Origin of the sequence: Hymenobacter defluvii (assembly GCF_017589435.1) — a bacterium.
Classification (GTDB): Bacteria; Bacteroidota; Bacteroidia; order Cytophagales; family Hymenobacteraceae; genus Hymenobacter; species Hymenobacter profundi.
In genome coordinates this window covers 1-18,151 of record NZ_JAGETX010000032.1, presented here as the reverse complement: position 1 = coordinate 18,151, position 18,151 = coordinate 1, and the positions used below count along the sequence as shown (strand labels likewise).

General features: G+C 57.1%; 16 protein-coding genes and 2 pseudogenes. 13 read left to right on the top strand and 5 right to left on the bottom strand.

Features of this window, described 5'->3' with window-relative positions; translation table 11 throughout:
• The 7 genes from J4D97_RS21990 to J4D97_RS21960 form a co-directional block, all read left to right on the top strand.
• Positions 1 to 230, top strand: a 230-nt coding sequence (locus J4D97_RS21990) for a hypothetical protein (RefSeq protein WP_208309465.1), incomplete at its 5' end; no start/stop codon positions are given.
• 75 nt (positions 231 to 305) lie between these two features.
• Positions 306 to 581, top strand: coding sequence for a hypothetical protein (locus tag J4D97_RS21985; RefSeq protein ID WP_208309464.1), 276 nt, complete (start codon positions 306 to 308; stop codon positions 579 to 581).
• Positions 582 to 826: 245 nt separating this feature from the next.
• Positions 827 to 1,909: a fatty acid desaturase family protein gene (locus J4D97_RS21980; protein ID WP_208309463.1), complete on the top strand. Its 1,083-nt coding sequence runs from the start codon at positions 827 to 829 to the stop codon at positions 1,907 to 1,909.
• Between the two features lie 505 nt (positions 1,910 to 2,414).
• Complete coding sequence (locus J4D97_RS21975; protein WP_208309462.1) at positions 2,415 to 3,494, top strand: hypothetical protein; 1,080 nt, start codon at positions 2,415 to 2,417, stop codon at positions 3,492 to 3,494.
• Positions 3,495 to 3,713: 219 nt separating this feature from the next.
• Positions 3,714 to 4,844, top strand: coding sequence for a transaldolase (gene tal / locus J4D97_RS21970; RefSeq protein WP_208309461.1), 1,131 nt, complete (start codon positions 3,714 to 3,716; stop codon positions 4,842 to 4,844).
• Between the two features lie 90 nt (positions 4,845 to 4,934).
• Entirely contained in the window at positions 4,935 to 5,648 is a 714-nt protein-coding gene (locus J4D97_RS21965; RefSeq protein ID WP_208309460.1) for a PA2169 family four-helix-bundle protein, read from the top strand.
• Between the two features lie 79 nt (positions 5,649 to 5,727).
• The gene (locus tag J4D97_RS21960; protein WP_208309459.1) at positions 5,728 to 8,283 is read left to right on the top strand and encodes an FdhF/YdeP family oxidoreductase; all 2,556 of its coding nucleotides are present in this window, start codon (positions 5,728 to 5,730) and stop codon (positions 8,281 to 8,283) included.
• Positions 8,284 to 9,051: 768 nt separating this feature from the next.
• Here J4D97_RS21960 and J4D97_RS21955 read toward each other — a convergent pair.
• Both J4D97_RS21955 and J4D97_RS24070 read right to left on the bottom strand, forming a co-directional pair.
• A complete protein-coding gene (locus J4D97_RS21955) occupies positions 9,052 to 9,705 on the bottom strand; it encodes a response regulator (RefSeq protein WP_208309458.1) in 654 nt (217 codons plus the stop codon).
• Positions 9,702 to 9,884, bottom strand: a complete 183-nt coding sequence (locus J4D97_RS24070) for an ATP-binding protein (RefSeq protein WP_425514666.1) — start codon at positions 9,882 to 9,884, stop codon at positions 9,702 to 9,704. The genes J4D97_RS21955 and J4D97_RS24070 overlap by 4 nt, the downstream gene beginning before the upstream one ends.
• 980 nt (positions 9,885 to 10,864) lie before the next feature.
• Between J4D97_RS24070 and J4D97_RS23795 the strand changes: the two genes are divergently transcribed.
• From J4D97_RS23795 to J4D97_RS21945, 5 genes and pseudogenes are all read left to right on the top strand, one after another.
• A complete protein-coding gene (locus J4D97_RS23795) occupies positions 10,865 to 10,993 on the top strand; it encodes a hypothetical protein (RefSeq protein WP_279592477.1) in 129 nt (42 codons plus the stop codon).
• A gap of 228 nt (positions 10,994 to 11,221) precedes the next feature.
• Positions 11,222 to 11,944 (top strand): GAF domain-containing protein, encoded by a 723-nt coding sequence (locus J4D97_RS21950; RefSeq protein WP_347879381.1) that lies wholly within the window; start codon positions 11,222 to 11,224, stop codon positions 11,942 to 11,944.
• Between the two features lie 517 nt (positions 11,945 to 12,461).
• Complete coding sequence (locus J4D97_RS23790) at positions 12,462 to 12,587, top strand: hypothetical protein (protein WP_279592476.1); 126 nt, start codon at positions 12,462 to 12,464, stop codon at positions 12,585 to 12,587.
• Positions 12,588 to 12,596: 9 nt separating this feature from the next.
• Positions 12,597 to 12,731, top strand: a pseudogene (locus J4D97_RS24065) (IS3 family transposase); the annotation flags it as partial.
• Between the two features lie 37 nt (positions 12,732 to 12,768).
• On the top strand, positions 12,769 to 13,287 hold the full coding sequence (locus tag J4D97_RS21945) for an IS3 family transposase (RefSeq protein WP_347879382.1): 519 nt from the start codon (positions 12,769 to 12,771) through the stop codon (positions 13,285 to 13,287).
• A 333-nt stretch (positions 13,288 to 13,620) separates the two neighbouring features.
• On the opposite strand, the gene J4D97_RS21940 is transcribed toward J4D97_RS21945, so the two are convergent.
• Together J4D97_RS21940 and J4D97_RS21935 are read right to left on the bottom strand one after the other, a co-directional pair.
• The gene (locus tag J4D97_RS21940; protein ID WP_208309455.1) at positions 13,621 to 14,676 is read right to left on the bottom strand and encodes an SDR family oxidoreductase; all 1,056 of its coding nucleotides are present in this window, start codon (positions 14,674 to 14,676) and stop codon (positions 13,621 to 13,623) included.
• Positions 14,677 to 14,779: 103 nt separating this feature from the next.
• Positions 14,780 to 16,213 (bottom strand): RtcB family protein, encoded by a 1,434-nt coding sequence (locus J4D97_RS21935; protein ID WP_208309454.1) that lies wholly within the window; start codon positions 16,211 to 16,213, stop codon positions 14,780 to 14,782.
• 167 nt (positions 16,214 to 16,380) lie between these two features.
• Between J4D97_RS21935 and J4D97_RS21930 the strand changes: the two are divergent.
• Positions 16,381 to 16,674 (top strand): annotated as a pseudogene (locus J4D97_RS21930) (DUF84 family protein); the annotation flags it as partial.
• A 105-nt stretch (positions 16,675 to 16,779) separates the two neighbouring features.
• On the opposite strand, the gene J4D97_RS21925 reads toward J4D97_RS21930, so the two are convergent.
• The gene (locus tag J4D97_RS21925; RefSeq protein WP_208309452.1) at positions 16,780 to 18,009 is read right to left on the bottom strand and encodes a multidrug effflux MFS transporter; all 1,230 of its coding nucleotides are present in this window, start codon (positions 18,007 to 18,009) and stop codon (positions 16,780 to 16,782) included.
• Between the last annotated feature and the right edge of the window lie 142 nt (positions 18,010 to 18,151).

Here is an 18,151-nt window from a genome sequence, read left to right as displayed (position 1 = left end):
CTGTGTCTGCCGCGACATGTCGTTTCGGTGATTCCCCCCAAAACAACGTAGCCCAGCTGTTTCTGGCAAAAGCCGCCGAAACCGGCTTCCAAGCCCGCGTCGTGCACAAGTCTATCCTGAAACAGGAAGCCGTGAGTGACGACTTGCATCTGCGCATAAAAAGTTGCTCTAAGCCGGCCCAACCAGCCGCGCCTGGTAGCAAAAGCCCTACCCCCGGACAGGCAGTCTAGACCAGCGCAACTGCTGGCGCACAACCGCACCTTTTCACCCTTACCTCTTCCTCCACAGTTATTTCATTCTCGACGATGAGCCAACTACTAATGACCGTCCTGGGCGACTACAATCAGCAACTGAGTGCCCTGTTGGCTCGTGCTGAGCAGCAGTGGCCCACGCTGTGTGCGCACGAAAACGAACGGCTGAGCGAGCAGAAAATAGAGCAGCGGCGCCGAACCCTACTCCTGGCCATGACCTACCTAGACCAGTTGCAGCAGCTACTGAATCACCATCCGGAGTGGCAGGAACCTACTGCGTTCTGGGAAGACAACTTTCCGTTGCCGCCTGGTATCCGGCCCGCCCAATAAGCACGTGGCCCCCAATACTCGTTTCCCTACCCTCTGTAACAGACACTTAATCAACGTAGCCTCGCTGAGCTAGTTTCTCAGCGCTCCGATTTCGCGTGCGTATCCACGCTATGTCCTACTTGATTTTTCTATACCAGACGAGTTAGCACGACCATAAGCTCGTCCATTTGCTTGCGGCAGGTCGCGCAGGTATATCGTGTTACGCACCTGGTACTGCGTTTTTCTTTTTCAAGCACCGCCCATCCATGGCCCCCAAACTCCGTTTTGCCAACGTCGCCCAGTCTGATTTTTTCGCCACGGTGCGGCAGCGTGTCGATGCCTATTTTACGACCCAACACCTCTCGCGGCACGCCAACGGGGCCATGTGGCGCAAGACCATCATCCTGCTGCTCAGCTTTGTCACGTTGTACCTACTCGTACTAGTTGGGCCCTTCTCCCTCTGGATTCGCCTAGGTTTGGCGATGCTGCTGGGTGCCTGTTGCGCCTTCATCGGCTTCAATATCTGCCATGATGCCATTCATGGGGCGTTTTCTGCCAATAAGCGCGTCAACCATGCCTTCAGTTTGCTCTTTCATTTGGTTGGGGCCAACCCCTACGTGTGGAGCCTGACACACAACCTGGTGCACCACACCTACACCAATATTGTGGGGCATGATGAGGACCTGGAAGTTGCCCCAGGCTTGCTGCGCTTAAGCGCCGAGGATCCCGTGCGCCCCTGGCACCGCTACCAGCACTGGTATGCCTTTCCGCTCTACGGCTTGGCCTCACTCTCGTGGGTATTTCGCAAGGACTACGTTAAGTTCTTTCAGCGCACCATCGGCCAGTACGCTCCCCCGGCACACCCACGTCGGGAATACTGGAATCTATTTGGTTACAAGGCGCTGTACTACCTACTGTTTCTGCTCGTGCCCTACCTGGTGCTGTCGCTGAAGTGGTGGCAACTGGTGGTGGGATTTCTCGCGCTGCACTTGGTCATGGGTCTTGTGCTGGGGCTGGTGTTTCAACTGGCTCACGTGGTGGAAGGCACGGCCTTTCCCGTGCCGGATGAGCAGGGGGATGTGCAGGAGGCCTGGGCGGTACACCAGTTGCGGACGACGGCGAACTTCGCCCCGCAGAGCCAGTTGGCGAGCTGGCTATGCGGAGGGCTGAATCGGCAGATTGAGCACCACTTATTCCCGCGCGTGTGTCATATCCACTACCCCGCCCTGGCGCGCATCGTCCGGCAGACAGCACAGGAGTTTGGCTTGCCGTACCTAGAGAATGCGTCCTTTGGGGGGGCGCTACGCTCTCATTACCGCGTACTATACCAGTTTGGCCGACCGGCCTGAGCGAAGGCACTACGGTTGAGTTGCCTTCACTACCTTTCAGCTGTATCTATGTAGCCTGGTGCACGTCCCCGCCACGGGTACTAGCCAGCGCAGTTGACGCTCAGCACGCGAGAAAGCCAAAGCATTTGTAGGGGCCACAGCTCCACGCAAGCTCGGATAAGCTAACAGCGGCTTATGTCGCCACACTACCTGTACCTATCCACACTTTATTCAGCTGACTGTGTGGCTGAAGCACCTCCGTTCGCCATTCCCTCAGTAGAAATACGGAAGCTGCCCTTGGCTAGCGGCGAATACGCACCCAACCCGAATAAATACAGACGGCACTACCGTATAAATACTAGAAATTTGATAATCAGAAGATTAAACAGTGAAAAGACTGCCATTGCCGCGGTGTGAGTCGTAAGATGGCTCATACTTTTTTTCACTTCTGCTTGCTGGTAGGCGCCGATAACCCCACTACTTCAAGCAACCGATCGGAGCTTTTGGCTTCTCATCCTCTTCTGCTATGACATCTACTACAAACAATACGCTCGGCTCGGGCCGTGAGCAAGCGGTACCCTTCGCCACGCCACGCGTTCACGAACCAGTTCACCAGAATACGTCGCCCATGCTGGCCGCTAGCAAACGTATTTCCTGGGGCGCCATCTTTGCAGGGGCGCTGGTAGCCATCGTTCTTCAACTAGCCTTGAGCCTGCTGGGCTTGGGCATCGGCCTGGGCACTATCGACCCGCTGACTGAGCAAAACCCGATGGCCGGCATCAGCACGGGAGCCGCTATTTGGTGGCTAGTCACAACGTTGGGCTCGCTCTACCTGGGCGCAACGGTGGCCAGCCGCTTGGCTGGCATCCCGCGCCGTACCGACGGGTTGCTCCACGGACTCCTCACGTGGTCGGTGGTGACGCTCTTCACCTTTTATTTGTTGACAACTGCCGTGGGCCGCATTATTGGCGGCGTAACGGGTGTGGCCGGACGGGCCTTGTCGGGGGTAGGCTCGGGCATTGCCGCGGTGGCTCCCGGTGCGGGTGATGCTATCAAAAGCGAACTGAAAGAGCAGGGCATCGACCTGAGCGACATCAAGAACCAGGCGCGTCTACTGTTGCGCCAGACCGGCAAAGCCGAGCTAGCGCCAGAAAATATCGAGCGGCAAGCCAGAGCGGCAGGTAGCCAGGCACAAAACGAAGCCGGACAGGCCGCGGCCAATCCGCAGATGGCCGGTGACAGCTTCGACGATGTCATCGACAACCTAACCAGCAAAGCCGACAACATCGGCAACGCCGCCGACCGCGACGCTGCCGTGAACGTGGTGATGAAGCGCACCGGTAAGAGCCGTGCAGAGTCGGAGCAGATTGTTGATAATTGGATTGCAACGGCTAAACAAGCCCAAGCTAAGTATGCTCAGCTAAAGGTGCAGGCCGAACAAAAAGCCCGCGAGGCCGGCGATGCCGCAGCCGAGGGTCTTTCTAAAGCCGCTCTGCTGGCTGCGTTGGGTCTAGGGCTGGGTGCTGCCGTATCGGCCTTTGGAGGCCGTCAGGCCACGCCCCCTGAGGAGGTGGCGCTACACAAAGACCAGCAGCCTGTTGCCTAACCTACCCGCGAAAGAGCCTTCCCAGTAAATGGGGAGTGCTCTTTTTGCTTCTGCGTCTACCCTGTTGTGCTGTACTAGTCTGTATCGGTTGCGCGCTCCTACAATCGAGGTGCTGCAAGGCGCCTACCCCCTACCCAATCCACTAGGCTACCTACTCGTTGCGGTTAGGCAAGGAGCTAGCCCGGTGGCGCTTTCCCTTTCATCTACTCCCTTAGACGTATGAATCCTTTAGTTGACATTCGCCGCCTCGATCAGAGTGTATGGCTCGACTTCATCAGCCGACAGGTACTCACCAACGGTGAGCTGAAACGCCGCATTGCGGAAGATGCGCTGCGCGGGGTCACTTCCAATCCGGCTATTTTTGAGAAGGCCATCGGCGGCTCAGCCGACTACGACGACACCATCCGCGAGCAGGCACTCCAGGGCAAGTCAGCGGAGGAAATCTACCAGGGCCTGGTCGTGGCCGATGTGCAAGCGGCCTGCGACCTATTCCGCGAGCTGTTTGAAAGCCACGATAACAGCAGCGACGGCTACGTGAGCCTGGAAGTATCGCCAGAGCTGGCCGACGATACAGAAGGTACACTGGCCGAAGCTCGCCAGCTCTGGCAGGCCGTGGATCGGCCCAATGTGATGATAAAAGTGCCCGCTACGCCGGCCGGTATACCCGCCATTCGCACGCTCATCTCGGAAGGCCTCAACATAAACGTAACGCTGATTTTCGGCCTCGACCAATACCAGGCCGTAGCCGAGGCTTTTATTGCGGGGCTGGAAGACCGAGCCCAAGCGGGCCATTCGCTGACCAACAGCAACTCGGTCGCCAGCTTTTTCCTGAGTCGTATTGATGTGCTGATTGATCCGATGCTGGAGCAACTTGCTGCCGACGGCGGCGAGCGTGGCTTGCTGGCTGGCTCACTGGTAGGCGAGGTTGCTATTGCCTGCGCCAAACAAGCTTACCAGCGCTACAAGGAAATTTTTGCGGGTCCGCGCTGGGAAGCGTTGGTTGCCAAAGAAGCCAACACGCAGCGCTTGCTGTGGGCGAGCACAGGCAACAAAAACCCGAAATACGACGACCTGAAGTACGTTGAAAACCTCATTGGCCCCAGAACGGTGAACACGGTTCCGGTGGAGACAATGGATATTTTCAAGCAAAAGGGCCGTCCGGCTGCCCGCCTGGAGGAAAATACGGACCACGCCCGCCAGGTGCTGGCCGACCTCCCCAAGCTCGACCTTGACCTCGACAAACTGACGCAGCAGTTGGAGAAGGAAGGGGTGCAAAAGTTCAAAGAGCCTTTTGCTAAGATGCTCGCCTCCGTGGAGCAGAAACGCCAGCAAGCGCTAGCCGCCGACTAACATCGAGGGTAGGCCCCCTGGCTTGGGCGCCAGCCCCTACTAAGGCGCCTACCCATTACCCAACACGAACACCTTCATTTTTCCTTTGCCATGCATTCACCAGCCACACCTCCCCGTCTATCCGGCCCACCGTTGTCATCTGCCAACCCAACTTCACCGTCTGATGCAGCACCGGACCCGCTTAACGGAAGTTCGCTTGCCTATCTGCTCGACCAGCTACCTAAGTCGGTGAAAGAAACGGCTCTTAAGGCAGTCAGCCGCTATCAGCAGTTCAGTACTACCCAAAAAGTAGTGGGTGGCGTGGTGCTGCTACTTGCTATACGCCGGCTCACGCGCGGTGATGAAAGCCCTAAAAAAGGCCGTAAAAAAGTTCAGAAGGCTGAAATCAGCACTCTGCACGAGTTGCTGCACTTTGTCAATGATCGGGTAGAAGGCTACAAAAAAGCCGTCGAAGAAAGCCAAGACCCGCAGCGACGCGATTTCTACCAGGGCTTGGTAGGCCAGAGCGAGCAGTTTGCGCAAACCCTGAATGAGCACTTGCGCCACCTCGGCGGTGGACACGAAACCAGCACTACCCTGAAAGGCAAGCTTTACCGCCGCTTCATGGCTGCCGCTGCCGTTTTCACCGGCCACGACGAGCAGACGGTGCTAGCCAGCAACATTCACGGCGAGCAGTGGGCGCTGGCCGCCTACAAAGATGCACTAGACGATGAAACGCTACGCGGCCCCATCCGGCATGAGGTAGAGCGCCAGTATCATCAGTCGCAGAAAACCTACCAGGAGCTGAAGCGCATGGCCACGTAGTGTCTGGCTAAGGCCACCCGTGCTGAAGTTCAGCTATACCCTATCAAATCCGCAGTATCCCGTTTAGTTGTTGTGAATCATGGAGAAATCACCCGCTGAGAATCCCGAAAAAGCCGGCGACGTAGAGGCCCAGAAGGCCGGCAATGCCCCCAAAAGCGGCGAGCGTTCGGACCAGGGTGAAGCGCCCGCCGTAGACCACTACGACACCGAAGGCAAGCCCGACGCTGACAAGCGCAAGATGACCGCGCCCGACACGCTGGGGGCCAAACACCAACACCCGATTCTGGCTCAGCCACCCGAAGGGTTTACGGGCCTCAAGCTAGGCAAGCCCGCCACGGTGGCGGCCGGTATCACGGCGGTGCTCAAGTCGGGAGCATTCGCCTGGGGCGAGGATGGCATTGCGCGGGGCACGCACGCACTGCTCAAGCTCAATCAGAAAGATGGCTTCGACTGCTCTAGCTGCGCCTGGCCCGACCCCGACGAACACCGCTCGGTAGCCGAGTTCTGCGAGAATGGCGCCAAGGCCACGGCCTCCGATGCCGACGCACAACGCGTAGATCCGGCCTTTTTTGCCCAGCACAGCCTGGTGCAACTGTCGCACATGACCGACCGCGACCTGAACAACGCGGGGCGCATTACGCACCCAATGGTGGTGCGCCCCGGCGGTACGCACTATGAGCCAATCAGTTGGCAGGAGGCGTTTGCGCTGGTGGGGCAGGAGCTGAATGCCCTGGCTTCACCCGATGAGGCTATCTTCTACACCTCGGGGAAGGTGCCCAACGAGCCCGCGTTTTTATATCAGCTCTTTGTGCGGCAGTTTGGCACCAACAACTTGCCCGATTGCTCCAACATGTGCCACGAGAGCAGCGGCTCGGCCCTAAGCCCTACCATTGGCCTGGGCAAAGGCTCCGTCACGCTCAACGACTTCTACGAAGCGGAGGTCATCGTTATCATTGGGCAGAACCCCGGCACCAACCACCCGCGTATGCTCTCGGCTTTGCAAAAAGCCAAGCGCAACGGAGCTAAGATCATCAGCATCAACCCCTTGATTGAGGCCGGCTTGCAGCACTTCAAGAATCCGCAGGACTTCATGAATCCGCTGCGGGCGCTGGGTGCCCTACTCGGCGACGGCACCCAGATAACCGACCTCTACCTGCAAGTGCGCATCAACTCGGACCTGCTGGTGGTGCGCGGCCTGATGAAGGGCCTGCTCGAAGCCGAGGCCCTGAACCCAGGCAAGGTGCTCGACCGGGCCTTCATTCAGGAATTTACTACTGGCTACGAGGAACTGATTGAAAACCTGAACAATACAAGCTGGGACGACATTGTGGAGGCCAGCGGGGTGAGCCGCGCCGACATCACCGAAGCGGCCAACCTCATTGCTCGTCACAAGAAAATTATTACCTGCTGGGCCATGGGCCTCACGCAGCAGAAAAACGGGGTTTACAGCATTCAGGAAATTGTAAACCTACATTTTCTGAAAGGCGCCGTGGGGAAGGCGGGCGCCGGGCTGTGCCCGGTACGGGGCCACTCCAACGTGCAGGGCGACCGTTCGATGGGCATTTGGGAACGGCCCGAGCAAAGCTTTCTGGACGAATTGGAAAAGGAATTCGACTTCCACCCGCCCCAGGAGCACGGCTACGACACGGTGGAGGCCGTGAAGGCCATGCACGACGGCAAGGTGCCGGTGTACGTTGCGCTGGGCGGCAACATGCTTTCAGCCTGCTCGGATACGGAGTTTGTGGCCGAGGCCATGCGCAAGCTGCGGCTTTCGGTGCACATCACCACGAAGCTAAACCGCGGCCACCTCGTCAACGGTGAAATGGCGCTGCTCCTACCTTGCCTGGCCCGCACCGATGTAGACCGGCAGCACGGCCAGCAGCAGTTCACCTCCTGCGAAAATTCCATGGGGGTCGTCAGTATGAGCAAGGGCGTGCTGACGCCTCTTCAGGGGGAAATGCTGAGCGAGGTAGCCATTGTGAGCGGCATGGCTCTCGCTACCCTTGGTAGCAAGAGCACCGTGGACTGGGTAGCCTGCACCGAGAACTACGATACCATCCGCGACCATATCGGGCGCGTGATTCCTGGGTTCGATAAGTTCAACGAAAAGGTGCGCCGCCCTGGCGGTTTCTACCTACCCAACGGCCCCCGCGAGCGTAACTTCACTACGGCCAATGGCAAAGCCAACTTCACCTGCACGCCCTACGAGAAGCACGTGCTGGAGCCCGATCAGCTGGTGCTGACCACCATCCGCAGCCACGACCAATTCAACACCACCATCTACGACTACAACGACCGGTACCGCGGCGTGCACAACGAGCGGCGCGTCATCTTCCTCAACCGCCAGGATATGGCCGAGCGAGGCATTCGGGAGAAAGGAGTGGTGAATATTACCAGCCACTTTGAGGGCCAGCAGCGCCACGCGGAGAAGTTTATCGCCATTCCCTACAATATTCCGCGGGGCAACTGCGCGGCCTACTTTCCCGAGGCCAATGTGCTGGTGCCTATTGGCAGCGTGGCGTACAAGAGCAATACGCCTACCTCTAAGTACGTGGTAGTGACCGTAATGCCCGTCGAGGAGCCCGTTGGCACTCGCAAGGCCACTTCCGCGCAACGGGTGGCCGTACCGGGCTAGGCAGCCAAACCAGCTACTTCAACAAGCGGTTTAAGTTAGCTTGATAAGGCTGTTCATGAGACTGTTACGGCGCAGGCAACATTGCATACAACAAAGTGGGACGCGCTGGCGGTAGGCAATTTATTGCTCGACCGCCAGCGCGTCCCACTTTGTTGTATGCAATGTTGTTACTTGCTAACGCTCATGCGGTCTTCAATCCACTGTAGGGAAGACTGAGTCCAGCTGTAGGGTATGCAGGCACCGCTGCAATGTGAGACTTGCATTGCATAGCCTAACGCTGGTCCCGCGTTGGCGGAGTATTAGCAGTTGCGATACCAGAAAGCAAACTCCCTGCGTACGTTGGCAGGGTAGGGCGCCACAGTCTACCAGTAACGGGGCGTGTGGGGGGACGAGGATACGTACCAAGTGGGCCGCATCGACAGCAGCCAGGTTCACATGCAGCACATTAGCTGGCTGTAACAAGCGAGGATTTAACACAGGAATAGTGGTAAGGAGGAAAGGAAGGAGTGGTAGCAGTTCGTCAGCGCGGCAGGATGCGAATCCATGTGACTAAGAAAAGCCATCCGCGTGGTCAACACAGTTGACAGCACAAAGAACTAGCAAAACAAGCTCCTACACGCCCGCTGAAATACGCGTTTTGCCTGTGGTAAATGCGTTATTTTCAACCCGTATTTATTCAAGGCGTTTCCTTGTTCGCTCGAAATAAATACGGAATACGGTCTATTTTCCTACCCCTATTACTACCTATACAGATGCGTTGGCAATGCCCTACGAGTCCAGCAAGCCTTGCTCCATGGCGTACTTAACCAGGGCCGGCGTATTCTTGACGCCGGTTTTTTCCAGCAGACTCTGCCGGTGCGTTTCCACCGTGCGCCGGCTGGTGAAGAGCTGATCGGCAATTTGCTGGTTGGTCAGCCCATTGGCGACCAGTTGCAGAATCTCACGTTCACGGTGGGTGAGATGAATCGCATTTTCGGGGGAGGGAGCCGAACTTTCCGTTTCGCTGGTCAGTAGTTTTTCGAGCAAGGCTAGGCCGATATCCGAGCATAGAAAGCGCTTGCCTGCCGCCACGGCATGAATTGCCGTCACAATTTCGGCCTTATCCGCGTTTTTGAGCAAGTAGCCGTGCGCGCCGGCTTCTAATAGTTCCCCAATGGTGCGTTCGTGCGTCATCATCGACAGCATGAGGATGCGCAAGTCTGGATGCTGTTTTTGTAGTTCGTGTGTGGTAGCCAAGCCATCCAGTACGGGCATGTTCAGGTCTAGCAGGACAACGTCGGCCGGCGTGCCCGGCAGCTGCGTCAGTAACTCTTGCCCATTGGAGGCTTCGCCCACTACTTCGAGCAAAAGCTCCGCTGTGAGCACGTTCCGCAGACCGTCGCGCACAATAGGGTGGTCATCCACCAAAAAAACACGAATCATGAAGGGGAAACTAAAGAAAGGGGAATGCGCAAGCGAATATGAGTACCGTGCTCAGGAGAAGAATCTGTGGTGATGGTGCCACCCAGCAGGTCAATGGCCTCATGCAACATACGTAAACCAAGGCCCTTGGTGGTAACACCAAGCTCAAAGCCACGGCCGTTATCTTCGGCTCGTAGCACGATTCCAACCAGGAGTGGTTTCCAGTTCTAGCATCGCTTGACTGGCCCCAGCGTACTTGAGACTGTGGTGGGCTAACTCCTGAGCCAAACGATAAAGCGCAACTTGTAGCGGCTGGGGTAGGAGCACTTACAATAGTGCGAAACCAACTTGTTGATTGCTCAGTGGGATGCGCAAACTCCCGCACCTCCGCTACTCCCGTCTCGATGATCTGGCGGCACAAATCTAGTAGATTATCGTGCTCTTTATCAGAGAATTGCCCTGTGTGACGTTGACCTAGCAACGGCTGGCTATCGGCAAGCTATTCGACGGGAGAGTTAACGAAGATGTACCCCAGATCAATAAGATGATTATGTTCGTCGCGGATGGCTTTAAAGGCGCGCGGCACAGGTTTGCTGCGATTATACTACTTACATACGCAAGACAGGAACTGCTTCCCCATACTTCGTTGGCTGGCTAGGCTACGTAAAAACCGCCGACGCATTTGAGGAGAATACGGAGGAAGAATTGGTATTCACCACCTTGTCTTGCATTAGATCCTCTCCCAAATTTACAGCTGCACAATACAGGTGGCTAACTTGCTAGTATAAAGTTAGTTGAATAAACGTATTGCGGCGGTAATTATCTACGAAACATTAGTAGAAGAAGTATGCTACTGAACGCTATACAGTTTAGTTCTGGGGGAGCCTGTGTTCTGAGTTATGATGAATCCTCGCACTGGCTGTATGCCAAGTGGAGCGGTCTAATTGGTCACACTGAGGCGTTGCAGGGAGCCATTGGGTACTTGGACAAAGTATCGAATCATCGCAGTGCTTTTCTACTCAATAACAATCTAGCCCTACAAGGCCCTTGGTTCAACTCCGTAGAGTGGCTTGAACGCACATGGCTACCACAGGCTCAGAAACTGGGTTTGCGCTATATCGCGCACGTTGTGCAAGCTAATAGTGGGTATGATATTCTCACCCTTACGAGCTCTACGCATATGAGTGATTTTCTTGAATTGCAACTCTTCCATGATGTAACGGAAGCTCAAGATTGGCTACGCAACTGTCAGCAATTGGCTGCAGCGCCAAACAGGGTTTCCACCTCCACCCACCGGCAGAATAAATAACAGCTGAGGGTAGGCGGCACCTTACTGAAGACAGTAGCGGTGTACCTATCGCCTGTTTGATGCGGGAATAGCTGTAGACTGTATTGGGGTGAATGGCTCTGTATTTCCGAGCATCCTTACCTAACGGTATTGCGAGACTCGATAGCCCAAACAGCGTATGCCGCGCTGCGCGCTGTTGGTTTGTCCGAAGGCATCGTTTCTGCCTGATCTACCTTATCCCTACTGGTTATGCTACCACGCGTTTCCTCCTTAATTCCGCCCTGTGAGCCGGCCCGGCTACAGGCATTGCAGCCTTACAGAAGCTTGAGGGTGGCTCCGGATGCGGTTTTTAGTGCGTTAGCCGATTTAGTTTCTCGTCTCTTCGATGTACCACTGGTCTTGCTTACCCTTGTGGATGAAGAGCACACTAGCATCAAAGCGAGCTATGGCGTAACGCAGCACACGATTCCGCGGCAGCAGAGTCTGTGTGCGCTAACCATTCTACAGGATGCCATCCTCATTGTGGAAGACTTAGACCAAGAGCCCGCTACAGTACTGGATTTTGCGTTTGTCCGTTCCCTACATATGCGTTTCTATGCAGGCTACCCTTTACCAACCTCTGCTGGCTATAATATTGGCGCGCTTTGTCTGCTAGACTCTCATCCCCGGACCCTCAGTTCGCCGGAGCAACACCGTCTGCAACTGCTGGCCCGTCTGACCAGCCAACTTCTGGAGCTGCGGCTTCACCTGCAACAGCGTCAACCGGTGCCTTCGCCGGACTGGACTTCTCTTTACGATGCCCTGCATACAGCCCTGCTCCAACTAGACGAGTCAGACGCACAACTGCGCCACATCCGTACTGCTGGCTGGGCCGCGTCGCTTTATCAGCATAAGATTCAGCAGCGAGCAGATACCATCGTATACACTCTACAACGACAAATTACGGCCTTACAGGCTAGATTACTATCGTAGCTTATCTGCTAAAACATCCACTTGCCCACGAGGTGACACACATAAGCCAATGAGCTAAGTAGGAAAGTGTCGAGCAGCGCACGTCGAAACGAGCTAGGCTGCCTTCCTAAATTCAGTGCAGGATAAAATGCTTGTTCCCTCACTCACTTGGGCGAGGTGGTCTAGAGATGACGGACAGAAGAAAGACGTATATTTCTTCTGTGATGGCAGCACAAACCAGCGGGGCATCGCCCGACAAACAGCGTACATACGATGCAGCATTCAAGACTTAGGACCTGCGCTTGGCTTCCGAGAGCCACAGCACGCAGGCCGTGGCCCGGCAGTTGGGCATTAGCCCCAAACTGCTCTACTGTTGGTAGCAGCAGCTCGTAGCCGAGGTAGGCAGCGAAGAAGTGGCCCATGACCCGGAGGTGCGAGCCCTGCGCGCCTGCCTCAAGTGGGCCGAGCAGGAGCTCGACAGTTTAAAAAAGCTTTGGCCAGTTGCCTGCCGTAGGCGCAGGCTCAGCCAGCTGACCCGGTGAGCGCCTACCGCCACATCGCCCAACGGGCCGCTTACGTGCCCATCCGCCAGCTTTGCCAAGTGCTGCGCGTGGCCCCGGCTGCCTACTACGGCTGGCAGCGCCGTCGGCAGCTGCTGGCTTGAAAAATATCTGTGCGCGAGGCGTTTGCCGACCACAGCCAGCACTACGGTACGCGCCGACTGCGCGTGGAAGTGCAAGCGCAGGGCCATCTGGGGGTAGGTCGCTGGCACATCCGTCGCGTGCTCAAGGCCCATGGTTTGCGCGCTCAGCAGCCCCGTTCGTTAGCGGCGGCCCGCACCACCGATTCCAACGGCCGTACGGGCCGCGCCCAACCGCTTGCTGGGTCAACCGGCGCCTACGGCCCCCAACCGGGTGTGGGTAGGCGATATCACCTACTTGCCCCAGCAGGGCGGCAGCTGGCTGTACCTGGTCGTGTGGCTCGACCGTTGCTCGCGCAAAATCGTAGGCTGGGATGTACGCGAGACCATGCCCGAAGACCTGGTCAGCGAAGCCCTACGCCGCGCCCTGGCCGTGCGCCGCCCACCGGCCGGGCTCGTCGTCCACTCCGATCAGGGTAGCCAGTACTCGGCCACCCGCTTCAAAGACCTAGTCGCCCAACACGGCACCCAGCAAAGCATGAGCCGGTGCGGTAACTGCTACGACAACGCCCACGCTGAATCGTTATGGAGTCGATTTAAAGCCGAACTGTTCGACGGCGGCAGCTTCCCCAGCTTGGCCGAAGCCAAGCTGGGGAAGCTGCCGCCGTATTGCTTACTACAATGCCGAGCGCCGACATTCTGCCCTCGGCTACTTAGCTCCTAATCATTTCGAAACCCAACTCAAAACAACGTCCCAATTATATCCGGCTTAGGTAGACCACCTCAAGCGCTCTGGTTGCCAGTGGCCTAACGACACGCGCTCTAGCTACTACGGTAGGCATACCCTACTTGGTGCTACGATGTGTGCGGTTGGATGAGTTGGCGCAATCGTTACTTCACAACGAAGCGGGCGAGATGTTCCGACAAGCGGACGACATATCAAGCATGACGTTCCAAAATGCCTTAAACGAGTTGCTAAACAGCTTCAATGCACTATCTGAGCTGATGTAACATCCGTACCAAACTTTCAACTAAGGCCAGCAGTAGGAAAGCCTGCTTACGGAATGATCTTCTCCGCCTTCAAGTGTTCAAACTGGTTGCGGAAGGACGTAAAGCTGTCAAGATGCATGCCGTGGAAGCCGAAGCGGCGCAGCTTGTTCACGTCGAAGAATGCATCGGCCTCCACGTTGAAGATAAAATCGCCAAAGCCCCACTGCGCTAACTCGTCGAGCGTGTGCTGTTTGAGGCCGTACTGCTGCACCATGCGCTCCCACAGCTCGGCTTTGTCGGCCATATATTCTTGGAGTGGAAACGTAATCGGCTCGGCGTAGTCTACCCCAAAATATTCGGCAAAACGCGGCCACAACTGTTGCCAGCGAAAAATGTCGCCATTGGTGATGTTGAAAATTTCCTCGTTGCATTCCGGGTGGGTCGAAACCCACTCCATACCTTTGGCCAGCAGGGTAGCATCGGTCACGTTCACCAGCACCTCGTATGCTTTTAGGCTCCCAGGAAACCGGAAAGGAACCCGCAGCTCCTTGCACAGGCTGGCGTACACGGCAATCAGGTTCGCGAGGTTCATGGGGTTGCCCACCGCAAACCCAACTACCATATCGGGACGCACGGCCGTCCAGCTCCAGGCCTTCCCCACGGAGTGTTCACGCAGAAAATCTTCCTGACTGTAGTAGAAGTTCGGAGGAAAGTGACGCGGATCGGTTTCGAGGGCCGGCGTTTTGTAGCGGCCCAAATGGGCTCCGTAGGCTTTGCCGCCCTGAATGAATGTGAGGTGCCGCAGATTTGGCGCTACCTGTTCCAAACCCGTCACCAGGTTACGAAGCAGCTCAAGGTTTACCTGGGTCTGAGTCGCCAGAGTTTTGCCTTCGATGTAGGCGGCATAGAAGACGTGTGTGACCTCGCGCAGTAGCGCAGCCTGCTGCGCTACTGCCTTCGCATCAAGCAGATCTAGTTGCACATACGGCGCCGTAGTAGCGTAGTCCAGCGGCGAGGTCGACGTAACAAGCGTATTCCAGTTGCCTGTCGATTGGAGGTAGCTAACGGCGTTGCGGCCAATGATGCCGTTGCCGCCAACGACCAGCACAGTGTTCGTGGGCATAGCGTTTGGGTGAAGGAGAAAAGTTTATTTATCTTATGTACGGTCGTTTAGGCAAGAACGCGCACTGGTAGGCTGTGGGTCTACCCCAAAGAAACAGCTACCACTACTCGCCGCCATACTTGCTTTTGCCACCGCCGCCCGCATCCATGCGTACGATGCGAGGCGTGAAGGAGCCCAGCACATCGACCAGGTCGCGCTGGTGTGCCATCACCTGATGAATGTCTTTATACGCCATGGGTGCCTCATCCAGCCCGCCACCGATTAGCTCGATGCCGTGGTCGCGCAGGTAGCGGCGCACGTTGCCCTCCGAGAGTTGCTGCTTGGCCTGCGTGCGCGACATCTTACGCCCCGCCCCGTGCGACGCCGACTGGATGGAATCCTGCTCGCCCCTACCCCGCACAATAAAGCCGGGCGCCGTCATAGACCCGGGAATGATGCCCAGCACGCCCGCGCCGGCCGGCGTGGCGCCCTTGCGGTGCACAATGGCCTCACGACCATCGGCTAGGGTTTCTTTCCAGGCAAAGTTATGGTGGTTTTCCACTTTCGCCAGGGGCTTTTCGCCCAACGCTTGGCTCAGACGGCGGTGAATATCGCGGTGGCAGGCCGAGGCATAGTCGCCGGCCAGGTTCATGGCCCGCCAATACTCCTGTCCTTCCTGGCTGTCGAGGTCGAGCCAGGCGAGGTAGCGCGCTTCCGGGGGTAGAGGGCACTTGCTCATGGCTACCTTGGTGTAGTGCTGAGCAATGGCCGCTCCTAACCCCCGCGAGCCGCTGTGCGAGAGCAAGCCCAGATAGTGCCCAACGGGCAGATTCAGCTCGTTGTCGTCGATGGTGATATCGACCACGCCCCACTCCACGAAGTGGTTGCCGGAGCCCGAGGAGCCCAGCTGACTACTAGCTGCGTCGCGCTTGCCCCGCACCACGGCAATTTCCTTGAACTCGGGCCGGTCCAGAATGGGGTCGTCGGTGGGGTTCTTGAACACTTCCTTACCGCCGAAGCGCGTATTGGCGTGCAGCAGCTTTTTCAGCTCCTGGGTGCGCTGATCGAGGTAGTGCGGCGGCAGCGCAAACACCGATAGAGCCATGCGGCACCCAATGTCCATGCCTACTCCATAGGGAATCACGGCGTTATCAACGGCCAGCACGCCCCCGATGGGGAGGCCGTAGCCCTGGTGCGCATCGGGCATGAGGGCACCGTCTAGGGTGATGGGCAATTGCATGGCCGTATCCGTTTGCTGGCGGGCGCCATCCTCAATGAAAGCTTCGTCGTAGCGGCGGTAGTCTTTTATCTCTGGGTTCAGGCCTACTTTGCGGCTGGGGTCGGGCACAAACGCTTTGGCCAGCTCCCGCCACAGCGAGTCGCGCAGGTAGGCGTAGGGGTCTTCCTTAATCTTGCGCAGCAACGCCAAGGCGCTGCCTTTATCCAGCTTGCTAAGCTGCCGATCTTCCAGAATATCCAGCGCCAGGTTGATAACGTTCCCTTCCGGGTAGCCTAGTTTGCGCAGGTCGCTGCCGTGTAGCTTGGTGGGTTTTGCCATGGCGTTGCAAGGGTGAGTGTAGCTGGTTGAGCGCGAATTCCTTACCCTAGGTTCTAGAGGAGCTACAAGTAACCGCAGGCTAAGTAACCCAAGTTGCAGATGACGGTCTACCCGTCTGCCACCGACATGGACATGATGAAGCACAGGCCGGGGAATTAGGGGCTTTTGCCTGGGTGGTTGTGTGTGCCCGTACCAGAGTGGGCAAGGCCCGCTCCGGCACCTTCTTTTTGCCGCCGGTCACCGCGGACCTGGTAGCCGGGGGCATGGAACTGGGTGCTGATGACCTAGTGTTTCAGCAATCAGACACCAAGCAGTCCGCCGGCGCCATTGGCCTGCTGACCGGTAATATTGTAGACCGTCGGCAGCTGTACGAGCAGGCCGTGATGCTAGCGCTGGTGCGGTTTAAAAACGAAGTCCTGTATCAGCCCGTACCCCCGGGTCCTGAATGCAGGTGCGGGTAGACGACAGCATACGGGTAGGATTCTTGATCGTTTACGTCAGTAAATTATATTGTCAATATATTGATAATCAAAATATTGCATCAATTACAAGAGGTCAGAAACAGGTTAGTGTACCGGCTCGGCGAGCTGGCCGACCGGTACACTAACCTGCTCTGCAATCTGCCGGCGGCCCACCAATAGAATCAGCAGGGCCAGGCCCGAAGTACCCGCCATAATTCCTACCATGGGCACGGCAGTATGGTTGCTAAGCACGCTCACACCCACAGAGGCCAACGCGCCCATCGTCATGCGAATGGCCCCCAGCAAGGCCGAGGCGCTGCCGGCGTTGCGCGTAAACGGCGCCAGCGATAGGGCCGACGTGTTGGGGTTGCTGATGCCTAGGCAGCACAGGAAGACAAACAACAAGGCAATAGTACCGCTCAGCCCGATCCAGCCGTTGAGGGTGAGCAGCAAAAACACCAGCCCCGTCAGCACCTGACACACCAAGGCGGCCACAATTAGCTGCTCACTCTGGAAGTGGCGCAAGAGCACGCTGTTGACCTGACTGGACCCGATGAGACCAATGGAGAGGAAGGCGAAAATCCAGCCATAGGTCTTCGTACTCACGTGGAAAAGATCCATGAACACCAGCGGAGAATCGGCTACGTAGGCGAAGAGGCCGCAAAAGGCCATGGCGCCCGCAAAGGTGTACGTGTAGAACTGGGGCTCGCGCAGCACGCCCCAGAAATTGGTGAGAATCGGCAGAGGCTTCAGCGACAAGGAAGTGTCGGGGGTGTAGGTGTCGGGCAGCCATAAGATGCAGGCGGCCAGCAACAGCCCGCCCATTACGCCGAGGGTGATGAACACGCTGGGCCAGCCGAACGCTTCCGTAACGTAGCTGCCCACAGTGGGCGCCAGCATAGGCGATAGGCCCACTACCAGCATCAGCAAGGCAAACACTTTCGCGCTGTCTTTTACCGGAAACAAGTCGCGCACCATGGCCACCGAGGCCACCCCAGCCGCGCAGCTGCCGATGGCCTGCACGAAGCGCAGGGCAATTAAGCCGTCGATGCTCTGCGCAGTTGCACAGCCCGCGGAGGCAACGATATAGAGCACCAAGCCAACATAGAGCGGCTTTTTGCGGCCAAACCGATCCAGCAGCGGCCCATAGAGCAGTTGCCCCGCCGAAATACCGATGAAAAAGCTCGACAAGGAAAGAGCCACGCGGGCAGCCGTCGTATGGAGATCCTGGGCAATAGCCGGAAATCCGGGCAGATACATGTCTATGGAGAAGGGACCGAGCGCGGTGAGGCTACCCAGAATCAGGATCAGAAAAAAATATTGCTGCTTGGACATGGATTTAACTGAAAAACTAACGGTATGCTAAGAGTGTGTTGGGGAATTTAGGCTAGGCTGTGTGAACAGCTAGCGCATCCAATCGAGGGCAGCAAGCAGGTGGGCCACGGCTAAAAAGGAGGTAGCGGTTTTCTCGTACCGG